Raw genomic sequence first — 12,832 nt, 5'->3', positions numbered from 1 at the left:
ATGCAGCGTCAACGCAATGCTAAGACTAATGCATTGATAAGATTCAACCCGCCGCGACGCCGCCGCGGTCGCGAAAAGCCTCGACCATCAAGGGGTTGAGCCCAAGTTCCGTGAGCGCGTCGCGGGCTCGGGCATTGTCTTGCGCCCGCCCGGCCAGGCGATGGCCGCTGAGGCGGTCGGGCAACGCCGTCAACAGCGCGCCCTGGCCGAGGCGGCGCGACCATTCCTGCAAGTCCTGGGCGAGGAAGCGGTAGCCGCCAACCGTCATTACGCCGGCCGGCGGCGCGGTGATGTTGATGGCGCCGTTCACGCGATCGATCCGCGCAGCGTATTCGGTGTCGACGTAGTCGCGCTGCGGCGGGGCGATCAGACCGTCGCCCGCGGGCGGCGGCGGTGCGTAGGCGGCGACCGGCACCATGGGGCCGCGCAGCGCCAGCGTGCCCTTCGGCGTCAACAGGATCTCGCCGGCGATCGAGGCCCCCGGAGCTTCGCGCGGCGCGCTGTGCGGGCCCGGCTTGATCGGGGCGGGCGCGCCGTCAGCGGCAGTGCGGCGGGCGCTGAACAGTCCGGCTTCGCCGAACAGATAAACGTCGGTCATGATGGCGCGCTTTGCGGCCCAGTGCGCGCTGGAGGCGACTTGTTCCGGCATCCGCCAGAGGCCGAGGACGTTGCGCAGGCTCGGCAGCCGTTCCGTCAATCCCCGTTCGTCGAGCCGCAGAGCGAGCGGCGCAGGCGCGATCAGCGTGTCGCAGGCATGGTCGTTGCATTGGGTCTGCAGCACGTCCTCGTCGAAGGGATGATGTAGCACCAGCGTTCCGCCGGACAGCAGCCAGGTGACCAGCGAGGCGCACAACCCGGCAAACGACATCGGCGCGAAGGCCGACATGATGGTGGCGCCTTGCGCGAGATCGCTCTCCAGCGACATCGCAAGCCCGCCGGCGATCAGGCTGTAATGCGCGCGCGGCACCGGGCGAAATCCCTCGCTGGTGACGTCGAAGGAGATCAGCGCCGCCTTGCGGCCGTCCTGCAGCACGGCCCGTGCCGGCCGCAGGTCCTGCAGGATCGCCTCGTCGAGCGAGGCCATACCTTCCGGCAGATCGCTGCCGAAGCCGCAGACATGGCGGATCGAGAACGCCTCCGCGGCAGCGTTCATCGCGATGTCGGCATAGGAGATGCCGTCGATCTTGCTACAGGTGACGATTGCCCGCGCCGCGGTGCGGTTGAGCACCGACGTCAGTTCGGCCTGCCGCCACAAGAGCGGCAGCGGCACCACGACCAGTCCGGCGCGATGCGCGGCCAGCACGGTCAGCGCGAATTCGACCGTCGAGGGCAATTGCACCGCGATGACGGCGTTGGCCGGCAGGCCGCTCTCGATGAAGTGGGCCGCGATCGCGGTGATCGCGCGGTCGGCCTGGGCGTAGGTCAGGCGCTTGCGCGTCTGCCCGGTGATGCGCTGCTTGTTGAGCGGATCGACCAGCGCCAGCGCGTCGGGCTGCCGCGCCAAGGTGCGCCTGAACAGGGTATCGAGCGTCGGCGAACTGATCTGCTGGTTCACAGGGTCAACGTCGGTTGCATCGCTTGGATCGGATCGTATCGCTTCAGGACGCATTCACTTCGGCTGCGCGCCGGCCTTCTGCCACCAGGTCTCCGGCAGGTAGCCCGTCAACGCCATCGTCGATGGCCGTTCTATCCGATTCCAGCGCGCGATCCATTGCTCCCGCATGTTAAAGAGGGGGATAGCGTAGAAGCCGGACATCAGCGCCCGGTCCAGCGCCCGCACCGCGGAGACGAAGGCCGGCTGCTCCCGCGCCGCCAGCAGCGCGGTGATCATGGCATCGATCGCCGGATCCTTCGCGCCCATGTAATTGCGGGTGCCCTGGACATCGGCGCCCTGGCTGCCCCAGTAGAACCACTGCTCATTGCCCGGCGACAGCGATTGGTCCCAGCGGTTCGGGATCATGTCGAAGTCGTAGGCGAGCCGGCGCTGCTCGAACTGCACCGCGTCGACCACCCGCACGGCAGCGTCGATCCCGGCGCGCTTGAGGTCGCGCTGGTAGGCGAGGGCGATGCGCTCGTGCTCGCGGGTCGTGACCAGGATTTCGATCCGGAACGGCGTCCCGGTCGACTTCTGCTTCAGCACCGTACCGTCGAGCGCGTAGCCGGCTTCGGACAGCAGCGCCAGCGCGTTGCGCAGCGTGGTGCGGTCGCGCCCCGAACCGTCGGTGACGGGAAGCCGGTAACGGCCCTCGAGAATGTCGGGTGGAATATGCGACAGCCAGGGCTTGAGCAGCTCGCGCTCGCGCGGATCGGCAGGGCGGCCATACGCCGACAATTCCGACCCCGCAAAATAGCCGCCGGAGCGTGCGTAGAGTCCGAAATAATAATTGCGGTTGATCCATTCGAAATCGAACAGCATCGCCAGTGCCTGGCGCACCCTGATATCGGCGAATTTCGGCCGCCGGCTGTTGAACACCAGAAATTCCGACGGCTGCGGCGTGCCGATCTTGATGCTGTCGCGGATCACCTCGCCGCTCTTTACCGCCGGGAAGTCGTAGCCGTCGTGCCAGCGCAGCGGCTCGGGCTCGGTCCTGAAGTCATAGAGGCCGCGCTTGAAAGCCTCGAACTGGCCGTTGGCGTCGCGGTAATAGTCGAGCCTGATCTCGTCGAAATTCCACAGCCCGCGGTTCACCGGCAGATCGCGGCCCCAGTATTCGGGGTTGCGGGTGAAGGTCACGCTGGCGCCGGGGCGCACCGCCGTCACGCGGTAGGGGCCGGAGCCGATCGGCGGCGCCAGCGTCGTCTGCTCGAAGGTCGCAGGATCGGTCGCGTGGCGTGGCAGGATCGGCATCAGGCCGAGGATCAGCGGCAGTTCGCGGTCGGCGACGCCGCCGAAATCGAACCGTACCGTCAGCGGGTCGAGCGCCTCCGCCTTTGCCACTTTCGAATAATACTGGTGATGCGCAGGCCGGCCGTGGTCGCGCAGCAACGCAAGCGAGAACAGCACGTCGTCGGCCGTGACCGGCTCACCGTCGGAGAAGCGGGCGCGCGGATCGATGTGGAACGTGACGTAGCTCCTGGCGTCGTCGGTCTCGACGCTGCGGGCCAGCAGGCCGTAGAGCGTGAACGGCTCGTCGTTGTTCCGCACCATCAGGCTTTCGTAGACAAAGCCGCGCTCGTAGGAGTAGCCGCGGACCTGCTGCACGGCGAGCCCCCTGACGATCAGGGGATTGAGGCTGTCGAAGGTGCCTTCCCGGGGACTCTGCACCAGGCGTCCGCCCTTCGGCGCGTCGGGATTGGCGTAGGGCAGGTGGGAAAAATCCCGCGGCAGGGCCGGCGCGCCATGCATCGCGATGGCATAGCTCTCGGCCGCTTCGGCCGGGGTGGGGGCCGTCGTCAGAAGTGCGAATGCGAGCGACAAACAGAGCGATGCGCCGGCCAGCGCGGAGCGCCCGGGAACGCACGCGCGAGGCACCGGATTTGATTCGCGAGACGTCACGTTGGAGCTTTATCACAGGCGGCCCGAACTCGCCGTAACGTGCGTGCAAATCTGCTTGTCACCATTGATCTTTCCGCTCGCCGCTGTATTGAAAGCGTGCAACTGACCGGGCGGCGACGCCTGTCACGTATCCGCCTCAATTCACTAGGAGACAGCCGCCCAAACGGCTATGTGTCGGCGCCTGCAGCGGTTTCGGGCGCTGCCCGTTCAGAAAGGGTTTTCCGCAATGAATTTCCGTATCTTGGCCGCCCCGGTCCGGTCGCGGGGGCGAATTGTCGCCCTGATGACGGCGACGGCCCTGTCTGCAGCGTTCCTGGTTCCTGCCGCACAGGCCCAGCAGCCCGCAGCGCCGGCGCCCGCGGCCCCTCCTAAGGCTGCGCCCAAGGCGGCACCCAAGGCTGCTCCGAAAGCACCGGCCCCGGCGGCCCAGGCCCCGGCAGCTGGACAGCCGCCCGCTGCGGCGGCCGGCCAGCCGCCGGCCCAGGATCAGCAGATCCAGCTGATCTACGCGCCCTGGACCAAGTTCTGCCTGAAGGGCCAGGACGCCAACGCCAAGCAGGTCTGCTTCACCGGCAAGGACGGTCGCATCGAGTCCGGCCAGCCCGTGATCGCCGCCGTCATCATCGAGCCGGAAGGCGAGCCGAAGAAGATCCTGCGCGTGACGCTGCCGCTCGGCATGCAGCTCGTGCACGGCACCCGCATCATCGTCGACAACAACCCGCCGCAGCAGTCGCCCTACGTGATCTGCTTCCAGAACGGCTGCATGTCGGACTATGAGGCGACGCCTGAGCTGATCAACAACATGAAGAAGGGCCAGAACCTGGTGGTCCAGGCGATCAACGCCAACGGCGCGCCGCTGACGCTGCCGCTGCCGCTCAACCAGGAATTCGCCAAGGCGTTCGACGGTCCGCCGACCGATCCGAAGGTGTTCGAGGAGAACTCGAAGAAGCTCCAGGAAGAGTTGCAGAAGCGCGCCGAAGAGCAGCGCAAGAAGCTCGAAGGCGCCGGCCAGGGCGCCGCCCAGGCGCCGGCTCCGGCCAACCCGGCGTCCAAGTAAGCCTCCGGGCAAGCACGAGACATCGCAATCAAGGCGCCCGCAAGGGCGCCTTTTCGATTCGGCCATGCGATTGGGTCTGGCTGATAGTGGTTTGCCGGGCTGGTGATGGCGCGCCTCGCATGCGAGGGTCTGAACCAGGGACACGTCTCGAGCGCATCCACCTCGCGCGTCGTCGTGATCCCGTCCGGGCGACTCCGGCGCATCAAAGCACAATCAAGAACCGGCACGGGAGGCCAGACGAAAGCGCGAATCCGCGCCTTCGCGACGCAGGCACGCGCATGCGTGCTGCGAACCTGGCCGGCCGTGCAGGAACGTGATGGCGCTATGCGACCGGGGCTGCACGGAGCGTGTCGCAGTCATGGAATTGGATTGATGTCCCAGCGTCTCAGCACACAGCGGCGGCAGCCGCCATCCCCGTCGCCGAAACCGCTGATCCGCGAGGTGTCGCCGGGGATCGATGTCCGCGTGACGCAGGACAACGCGGCTGGGGCGATCCATCCCGGCATCGTTCATCTCGCGCTGGCGATGGGCGGTTTCGCGATCGGCATTGCCGAATTCGCCACCATGAGCCTGCTGCCGTTCTTCGCGCATGATCTGCATGTCAGCGAGCCCGCGGCCGGCCATGCGATCAGCGCCTATGCGCTCGGCGTCGTCGTAGGCGCGCCGGTCATCGCCGTGCTGTCGGCGCGGATGGCGCGGCGGACCCTGCTGATCGCGCTGATGGGATTCTTCGCGCTGATGAACGGGCTCTCGGGCCTTGCGCCCGACTATCACACCATGCTGGTGCTGCGCTTCCTCGCCGGGCTGCCGCACGGCGCCTATTTCGGAATCGCGATGCTGGTCGCCGCATCGCTGGTGCCGACGGACAAGCGCACCGCCGCCGTCGGGCGGGTGCTGCTCGGCCTGACCGTGGCGACCACGATCGGCGTGCCCTTGGCCAATTCGGTGGGGCAGGCGATCGGCTGGCGCTGGGCATTCGCGATCGTCGCCGGCCTCGCGCTGCTGACCGCGCTGCTGGTCCTGATCTTCGCGCCGCGCGACACCGTGACGACCGGCGCGAGCCCGTTGCGCGAGCTCTCGGCGCTCGGCCGCAAGCATGTCTGGCTGACGCTGGCGATCGGCGCCGTGGGGTTTGGTGGGCTGTTCTCGGTCTACACCTACTTGGCCTCGACCATGCTGGCGGTGACGCATACGTCGCCGGCCCTGGTACCAGTCGCGCTCTGTGTGTTCGGTGCGGGCCTGACCGCGGGCAACATCATCGTGCCGCGCTTCGCCGACCGCGCGCTGATGGCGACCGCCGGAGGCCTCCTGCTGTGGTCGGCGGCGACGCTGGCGCTGTACCCGCTGGCGGCTGTTAACTTCTGGACGCTGAGCGCCGACGTGTTCCTGATCGGGCTCGGCGGTGCGCTCGCCACCGTGCTGCAGACCCGCCTGATGGACGTGGCCGGCGAAGCGCAGAGCCTCGCTGCGGCGCTCAACCATTCCGCCTTCAACATCGCCAACGCGCTGGGGCCGTGGGTCGGCGGCATGGCGGTTGCGGCCGGCTATGGCTGGACGTCGACCGGCCTGGTCGGCGCGGGACTGGCGCTGTCCGGTTTTGCGGTGTGGGCGATCGCTGCGGCGCTGGCTGCGCGCGAGGGCGTATGAGCAGCCGGGCCTTCGTCAGGCGCGGGTCGTCAGTTCAGCGAAGGATTGCGGGGGCGGTAGCCGCCCGACTTGTCCTTGATGAAGATCTCGGCGACCTGCGAATGCCGGATCGGCTCGCCGGACTCGTCCGGCAGCAGGTTCTGCTCGGAGACGTAGGCGACGTACTCGGTCTCGGCGTTCTCCGCGAGCAGGTGATAGAACGGCTGATCCTTGTGCGGCCGGACGTTCTCGGGGATCGAGAGCCACCACTCCTCGGTGTTGTTGAACTCCGGATCGATGTCAAAGATCACGCCCCGGAACGAGAACACCCGGTGCCGGACGATCTGGCCGATCTGGAATTTGGCGGTGCGCGATTTGATCATGCTTCGTCGATAGACCAACATCGTGGCCGATGCTAGGGGCATGGACGCGAATTAACCCTCAGTTTACCCATTCCAGCGGGCCTGCCGGCCCCCGAATCCGGCCGAGAAATCACTTTCAGAATGCTCGATATCCTCAATCTGGCGCTGCCGTATTTTGGCCTGATCTTTGTCGGCTATGCGTGCGGCAAGGCCAAGGGCCTGCCCGAGAGCGGGCTCGCCTGGATGAATTTCTTCCTGCTCTACGTTTCGCTACCGGCGCTGCTGTTCGAGATCATGTCGAAGACGCCGTTCTCGGAGCTGAACAACCCGCCATTCCTCATCGCCACCACGCTCGGAACCGTGCTCGCGTTCTTCCTGGCGATGCTGATCGGCAAGCTGATGGGCCGCCTCACGCTGCGCGAGGCGACGCTGGCGGGGCTCTCCGGCGCCTACGGCAATATCGGCTATATGGGGCCGGGGCTGGCGCTCGCCGTGCTCGGCACCAAGGCGGCGGCGCCGACCGCGCTGATCTTCTGCTGCGACAGCATCTTCCTGTTCTCGATCGTGCCGCTCTTGATCGAGCTCAGCGACCGCGACCATCCCTCGCTGCTGCATGCGCTCGGCGTGGTGGCGCGGCAGATCGTGCAGAACCCGCTGATCATGTCGGCCGTGCTCGGCGCGCTGGTGGCGGCGCTGCATATTCCGCTGCCGGTCGCGCTCGACCGCACCATCCAGTTCCTGCAGAACGCGGCGGCGCCGACCGCGCTGTTCGTGCTCGGCGTCACGGTGGCGCTGCGGCCGTTCGAGCGGGTGCCGTGGGAAGTGCCCGGCGTGATCGCGGCCAAGCTGCTGATCCATCCCTTGATCGCGTTCGGCCTGATGCTGCTGTTCGGCCCCTTCGCGCAGCCCTGGGCGGCGACCGCGGTGCTGATGGCCTCGCTGCCGCCGGCGCTCAACGTGTTCGTGATCGCGCGGCAGAACGACACCTGGATCGAGCCGGCGTCGGTCGCCGTGCTGATCGGCACGTTCGCGTCGGTCGTCACGCTGACCAGCGTGATGTGGCTGCTGCAGTCCGGCCGGCTGGTGTTTCCTTAGGCCCCTTTTTATTGACGCGTTTTCTTCACGCGAACCGGTGCCCACTTCGCTCGAAAAACGCTTTGCTAACGCCGCCATGACGGCGCGAGACCCTCGCGCATTGCGAGCCGCCGCAGCGGGCCGATCGATCCGATCAAATGCAGCCCCGCGGCGCGCATGGTTTGCATGCCGACGAAGTCGCTGAGCAGCGACCGGTTGGCGAGATCGATCGCCCAGGTCCGGCTGGTGACATCGGGGCGCCGCGCCGCCTGATAACGCGACAGCACAGAAGAGCCGCCTGGATCCTCGCCCCGTGCGAGCGCCTGGCCGGCGACCTTCGCGATATCGGCCGCATCGCGCAGCCCCATGTTGAGGCCCTGGGCGCCGATCGGCGGCAGCACATGCGCGGCCTCGCCGACCAGGGCGATGCGGTTTTTCGCAAACTGCCGCGGCCGCTCGATCGCCAGCGGAAACACGTGACGTCCCGGCACAACCTCGACGCGGCCGAGGATCGAATGCGATTGCTTCTCCGTCGCATCAGACAATTCGGCGTCGTCGAGCGCCATCAGCCGCTCGGCCTGCTTGGGCGCGGAGACCCAGACCACGCTGCTCCGGTTGCCGCTGAGCGGCACGAACACGCAGGGGCCGTGCTCGGTGTGAAACTCGGTCGAGATATTCCGGTGCGGCCGTGAATGCGTGATGTTGAAGGTGAGGGCGGACTGGCCGAGCTCGCGGCTCGTGACCTCGATGCCGGCGGCCTCGCGGCACAGTGAGTTGCGGCCATCGGCGCCGACCACCAGCCGCCCTGTCAGCGACTGGCCCTGCCGTGTGGTGACAGCGACCGCGGCCCCATCCGGCTGGATCGCCGCGGCCTCGTCGTCGAACCGGGTCAACATCGCCAGTTCGGCGGCGCGCGCCTCGAGCGCATTAACCAGCGAGCGGTTGTCGATGTTGAAGCCGAACTGCTCGCGGCCGATCTCCTCGGCCGAGAAGCGCACCTCCGGCGCGCGGATCAGGCGGCCGGTGTCGTCGACGAGGCGCATGGTTTTCAGCGGTGCGGCCTGCGCGCTACAGCGCCGCCAGGCGTCCAACCGTTCCAGCAGATCGGTGGAGGCGCCGAGCAGCGCGGTGGTCCGGTTGTCGGCATAGGGCAGCCGGCGCGCCACCAGCGCAGTCCGCGCGCCGGCATCGGTGAGCGCGATCGCGGCCGTCAGCCCGGCCGGACCGCCGCCGATAATGATAACGTCATAAACCTGCTGGGTGTCGGTCATATCAGGACATTTGACATTGTTGGCGGCATTTTCAAGCCATCGGTAACCTTCGAAAGTTTCCGGCAGCTTGCGCGGCGGAACGCCGCAAGAGTGCATATGCAAACCGGGGTGATTCCTGATAGCACTCTGCCAAATGGAGAATGCCACCCCGCCGGACGCGTTGCCCGAACGGATGCGGACCGCCGCATTCTCCGTGCATATCTTCACGGCGCTCGGGGCGGGGGTCGCGCTGCTGGCGATGCTAGAAGCGGTGCGCGAGCACTGGGCCAACATGTTCGGCTGGCTCGGCGTCGCGCTCATCATCGACGGCATCGACGGCCCGCTGGCGCGCCGGCTCGACGTAGTGCGGCGGGCGCCGAACTGGTCCGGCGAGGTGCTCGACCTCGTGGTCGATTTCGTCACCTATGTGTTCGTGCCGGCCTATGCCATCACCGCGAGCGGGATGCTGCTGCCGCTGGCGGCGCCGATCCTCGGCATCGGCATCGTGGTCTCCAGCGCGCTGTATTTCGCCGACCGCCGCATGAAGGCCGATGACAACCACTTCCGCGGCTTCCCGGCGCTGTGGAACGCGGCGGCGTTCTACCTGTTCCTGCTGCACCTGTCGCCGGTGCTCTCAACACTGATCGTGGCGCTGCTGATCGCGCTGACCTTTGCCCCGTTCCATGTGCTGCACCCGTTCCGCGTGGTGCGGCTGCGCTGGCTGACACTGTGGCTGCTCGCGGCCTGGGCGGCGCTCGGCATGTACACGCTGGCGAACGACTTCGTGGTCGGCGGGCCCATTACCTTCGGACTCTGCGCCATCGCCGCCTACATCGTCGGCAGCGATACCGTGATCCGCCGGATGAAGGCACTCAAGTCATGATGGAATTGATCACCAGCCCGGAAGCTTGGGCTGCGCTATTGACCCTGACCGCGCTGGAGATCGTGCTCGGCATCGACAATGTGATCTTCCTGTCGGTGCTGGTGTCGCGGATTCCTCCTGCGCAGGCCAACCGCGCCCGGCAGATCGGCCTGCTGCTGGCGCTGCTGTTCCGCATCCTGCTGCTCTCGATCCTGGTCTGGCTGATCGGCCTGACTCAGCCCGTGTTCACCATCAAGACCATCGCACTGTCATGGCGCGACATCATTCTGATCGGCGGCGGCCTGTTCCTGATCGCCAAGGCGACTCACGAGATCCACGGCGAGGTCGAGGCGCGCGAGGGTGGGGCGAGCGACAAGCCGAGCCCCAACGCGTTCTTCTGGGTGATCGTGCAGATCATCGTCATCGACCTGGTGTTCTCGCTGGATTCGATCATCACCGCGATCGGCATGGCGCAGGACATCGAGATCATGATCGCGGCGGTCGTGATTGCCTGCATCATCATGTACATCTCGTCGGGGCCGGTGGCGCGGTTCGTCGCCGAGCATCCGACCACCAAGATGCTGGCGCTGGCGTTCCTGGTGCTGATCGGCGTCGCGCTGGTGGCCGACGGATTCCAATTCCACATTCCGCGCGGCTACATCTATTTCGCCATCGCGTTCTCGGCCGCGGTCGAGATGTTCAACGTGATGGCCCGGCGTAACCGCCGAAAAGCGCGCTAGCCGGTTCCGGCCGCTCGGTTGACAAGGCGGCGCCGATGGCATTCGCTCGCGTCACGCGATTTTTGAGGGGAGCACGACATGACCAAGGCTGTGCGGGTGCACAAGGTGGGCGGACCGGAGGTCCTGACCTATGAGGACGTCGAGGTCGGCGCCCCCGGCGCCGGCGAGGTGCGGATTCGCCAGCACGCGGTCGGGCTCAACTTCATCGACGTCTATTTCCGCACCGGCCTCTACAAGGCGCCCGCCCTGCCGTTCATCGCCGGCAACGAGGCTGCGGGGGAGGTGCTGGCGGTCGGTCCCGGCGTGACCAATTTCCACCCCGGCGACCGCGTCGCCTATTACTACAACCTCGGCGGCTATGCGTCGGAACGCGTCATCCCGGCCGACAAGCTCGTGAAACTGCCCGACCACATCACCTACGAGCAGGGCGCGGTGCTGATGCTCAAGGGGCTGACGGTCTGGTACCTGCTGCACAAGACCTTCAAGGTCGAGCACGGCCATCGCGTGCTGATCCACGCCGCGGCCGGCGGCATCGGGCTGCTCGCCTGCCAGTGGGCGCGGGCGCTCGGTGCGCATGTCATCGGCACGGTCGGCTCGAAGGCCAAGGCCGACCTCGCGCTCGCCAATGGCTGCGACCACGTCATCCTCTACAACGAGGAAAACTTCGTCGAGCGCGTCAAGCAGATCAGCCGCGGCGAGCTCTGCGACGTCGTCTATGACGGCGTCGGCAAGACAACGTTCCCGGGATCGCTGTCCTGCCTGAAGCCGCGCGGTCTGTTCGTCTCGTTCGGCAACGCCTCAGGCCCAGTGCCACCGTTCCCGCTTGCTGAGCTCAACAACCACGGCTCGCTGTTCGCGACCCGGCCGAAGCTTAACGACTATGTCGGCACCCGCAAGGAGCTGCTCGAAGGCGCCGACACGCTGTTTGCGGCCGTGATCAACGGCAAGCTGCACGTGCCGATCAACCACGCCTACGCGCTGAAGGACGCCGCGAAAGCGCATAGCGATCTGGAAAGCCGGGCGACCACGGGCGCGGCGATCCTGCGGCCGTAGTTTTTGCCGTCATTGCGAGCGAAGTGAAGCAATCCATCATCCGCATCTGCGAGTAGATGGATTGCTTCGTCGCTTCGGCTACGCAACCCGCCGTGCAGCCCCGACCTTCGTCAGCACCGTATCCAGGCAGTCGGTCATCGCGAGGATCTCCTCGCGCGTGACGTTGAGCGCCGGCATGAAGCGCAGCGTATCCGGCTGCGGCGAGTTGATCAGCACCCCGGCGGCGAAGGCCTCGGCGACGACGGCGGCGCCGATCGGCATCTTGAGGTCGAGCGCGAGCAGGAGGCCGCGGCCTCTGATGGTGCCGAGCCCGTGCCGCGCCGACAGCCGCTGCAACTCGCTCTCCAGGAACAGGCCGGTATCGACCACCGACTTCAGAAAGCCCGGCTGGCCGACCTGGTCGAGCACGGCGAGGCCCGCGGCGCACATCAACGGATTGCCGTTGAAGGTGCCGCCCTGGTCGCCGTGATCGAAGCAGGAGGCATGCTCGGTCGCCAGCAGGGCCGCGAGCGGCACGCCGCCGCCGATGCCCTTGCCGAGCGTCATGATGTCGGGTTCGATCCCGGCGTGCTGATAGCCGAACAGTTTGCCGGTCCGGCCGATGCCGGTCTGGATCTCGTCGACGATCAGGAGCAGGCCGCGCTGCTGGGTCAGCGCCCGCAACTCCTGCAGGAACGCATCGCTCGCCGGCCATACGCCGGCTTCACCCTGGATCGGCTCAAGCATCACCGCGACGGTCGCCGGCGTGATCAGCCGCCGCACCGACTCGATGTCGTTGAGCCGCGCCTTGCGGAAGCCCGGGACCTTCGGCTCGAACAGCGGCTCGAACGCCTTCTTGCCCGAGGCCGACATGGTCGCGAGCGTGCGGCCGTGGAAGCCGCCTTCGAAGGTGATGATCTCATGCGCGCCGTTCTTGTACTTGGCGCCGAATTTGCGCGCGAGCTTGATTGCGCCTTCGTTGGCCTCCGCGCCCGAATTGGCAAAGAACACCTGGTCGAAGCAGCTCTGCGCGACCAGCGCTTTCGCGAGCTGCAGGCTCGGTCCATTGTAGAACGCCGGGCTCGGCGTCAGCAGCCGCTTCGCTTGTGCGGCCAGCGCCTCGGCGACCGCGACCGGCGCATGGCCGAGCGGATTGACGGCCCAGCCCTGCACGAAATCGAGATAGCGGTTGCGGTTGTCGTCCCACAGGTACGAGCCGGCGCCGCGCACGAACACGACCTCGGGGCGGGCGGTGATGTCCATCAGCGCGTCGAACGGATGGGTAGCGTTGGTCATGTCGATCTCCTCTGGGGTCAGGTGGGGGATAAGGGCA

11 protein-coding genes are annotated in these 12,832 nt (G+C 66.9%); 6 read left to right on the top strand and 5 right to left on the bottom strand.

Going from position 1 to position 12,832, the window contains the following annotated elements:
* Nucleotides 1-43: 43 nt before the first annotated feature.
* Both J6500_RS00565 and J6500_RS00560 read right to left on the bottom strand, forming a co-directional pair.
* Entirely contained in the window at nucleotides 44-1,555 is a 1,512-nt protein-coding gene (locus tag J6500_RS00565; protein WP_225710726.1) for an AMP-binding protein, read from the bottom strand.
* A 54-nt stretch (nucleotides 1,556-1,609) separates the two neighbouring features.
* Nucleotides 1,610-3,346, bottom strand: coding sequence for an extracellular solute-binding protein (locus tag J6500_RS00560; RefSeq protein ID WP_225711047.1), 1,737 nt, complete (start codon nucleotides 3,344-3,346; stop codon nucleotides 1,610-1,612).
* 376 nt (nucleotides 3,347-3,722) lie between these two features.
* On the opposite strand from J6500_RS00560, the gene J6500_RS00555 reads away from it, so the two are divergent.
* Together J6500_RS00555 and J6500_RS00550 are read left to right on the top strand one after the other, a co-directional pair.
* Complete coding sequence (locus J6500_RS00555; RefSeq protein WP_225710725.1) at nucleotides 3,723-4,553, top strand: invasion associated locus B family protein; 831 nt, start codon at nucleotides 3,723-3,725, stop codon at nucleotides 4,551-4,553.
* 372 nt (nucleotides 4,554-4,925) lie between these two features.
* Nucleotides 4,926-6,200, top strand: a complete 1,275-nt coding sequence (locus J6500_RS00550) for an MFS transporter (RefSeq protein ID WP_225710724.1) — start codon at nucleotides 4,926-4,928, stop codon at nucleotides 6,198-6,200.
* A 29-nt stretch (nucleotides 6,201-6,229) separates the two neighbouring features.
* Here the strand turns inward: J6500_RS00550 and hspQ are convergent, their stop codons facing one another.
* Nucleotides 6,230-6,562, bottom strand: a complete 333-nt coding sequence (gene hspQ, locus J6500_RS00545) for a heat shock protein HspQ (RefSeq protein ID WP_225710723.1) — start codon at nucleotides 6,560-6,562, stop codon at nucleotides 6,230-6,232.
* Between the two features lie 120 nt (nucleotides 6,563-6,682).
* On the opposite strand from hspQ, the gene J6500_RS00540 reads away from it, so the two are divergent.
* Complete coding sequence (locus tag J6500_RS00540; RefSeq protein WP_225710722.1) at nucleotides 6,683-7,636, top strand: AEC family transporter; 954 nt, start codon at nucleotides 6,683-6,685, stop codon at nucleotides 7,634-7,636.
* A 65-nt stretch (nucleotides 7,637-7,701) separates the two neighbouring features.
* On the opposite strand, the gene J6500_RS00535 is transcribed toward J6500_RS00540, so the two are convergent.
* Nucleotides 7,702-8,886, bottom strand: a complete 1,185-nt coding sequence (locus tag J6500_RS00535) for a UbiH/UbiF family hydroxylase (RefSeq protein WP_225710721.1) — start codon at nucleotides 8,884-8,886, stop codon at nucleotides 7,702-7,704.
* Between the two features lie 133 nt (nucleotides 8,887-9,019).
* Here J6500_RS00535 and pcsA point away from each other — a divergent pair, with 133 nt between their 5' ends.
* From pcsA to J6500_RS00520, 3 genes are all read left to right on the top strand, one after another.
* Nucleotides 9,020-9,748, top strand: a complete 729-nt coding sequence (pcsA, locus tag J6500_RS00530; protein WP_225710720.1) for a phosphatidylcholine synthase — start codon at nucleotides 9,020-9,022, stop codon at nucleotides 9,746-9,748.
* Complete coding sequence (locus tag J6500_RS00525) at nucleotides 9,745-10,467, top strand: TerC family protein (RefSeq protein WP_225710719.1); 723 nt, start codon at nucleotides 9,745-9,747, stop codon at nucleotides 10,465-10,467. Before pcsA ends, J6500_RS00525 begins: the two co-directional genes overlap by 4 nt.
* Nucleotides 10,468-10,545: 78 nt before the next feature.
* Complete coding sequence (locus tag J6500_RS00520) at nucleotides 10,546-11,520, top strand: quinone oxidoreductase family protein (protein ID WP_225710718.1); 975 nt, start codon at nucleotides 10,546-10,548, stop codon at nucleotides 11,518-11,520.
* Between the two features lie 78 nt (nucleotides 11,521-11,598).
* On the opposite strand, the gene J6500_RS00515 is transcribed toward J6500_RS00520, so the two are convergent.
* Complete coding sequence (locus tag J6500_RS00515; protein ID WP_225710717.1) at nucleotides 11,599-12,795, bottom strand: acetylornithine transaminase; 1,197 nt, start codon at nucleotides 12,793-12,795, stop codon at nucleotides 11,599-11,601.
* Nucleotides 12,796-12,832: the final 37 nt, after the last annotated feature.

Origin of the sequence: Bradyrhizobium semiaridum (assembly GCF_020329505.1) — a bacterium.
Lineage (GTDB): Bacteria > Pseudomonadota > Alphaproteobacteria > Rhizobiales > Xanthobacteraceae > Bradyrhizobium > Bradyrhizobium semiaridum.
Note: the sequence above shows the minus strand (reverse complement) of the source record. Positions and strands in the feature narration are given on the sequence as shown.

What these genes read in the sequence shown, in the direction of transcription:
- hspQ (WP_225710723.1), bottom strand. Translation starts at nt 6,562, where the DNA reads ATGATCAAATCGCGCACCGCCAAATTCCAGATCGGCCAGATCGTCCGG.
- J6500_RS00560 (WP_225711047.1), bottom strand. Translation starts at nt 3,346, where the DNA reads ATGCATGGCGCGCCGGCCCTGCCGCGGGATTTTTCCCACCTGCCCTAC.
- J6500_RS00525 (WP_225710719.1), top strand. Translation starts at nt 9,745, where the DNA reads ATGATGGAATTGATCACCAGCCCGGAAGCTTGGGCTGCGCTATTGACC.
- pcsA (WP_225710720.1), top strand. Translation starts at nt 9,020, where the DNA reads ATGGAGAATGCCACCCCGCCGGACGCGTTGCCCGAACGGATGCGGACC.
- J6500_RS00550 (WP_225710724.1), top strand. Translation starts at nt 4,926, where the DNA reads ATGTCCCAGCGTCTCAGCACACAGCGGCGGCAGCCGCCATCCCCGTCG.
- J6500_RS00520 (WP_225710718.1), top strand. Translation starts at nt 10,546, where the DNA reads ATGACCAAGGCTGTGCGGGTGCACAAGGTGGGCGGACCGGAGGTCCTG.
- J6500_RS00535 (WP_225710721.1), bottom strand. Translation starts at nt 8,886, where the DNA reads ATGACCGACACCCAGCAGGTTTATGACGTTATCATTATCGGCGGCGGT.
- J6500_RS00555 (WP_225710725.1), top strand. Translation starts at nt 3,723, where the DNA reads ATGAATTTCCGTATCTTGGCCGCCCCGGTCCGGTCGCGGGGGCGAATT.
- J6500_RS00540 (WP_225710722.1), top strand. Translation starts at nt 6,683, where the DNA reads ATGCTCGATATCCTCAATCTGGCGCTGCCGTATTTTGGCCTGATCTTT.
- J6500_RS00515 (WP_225710717.1), bottom strand. Translation starts at nt 12,795, where the DNA reads ATGACCAACGCTACCCATCCGTTCGACGCGCTGATGGACATCACCGCC.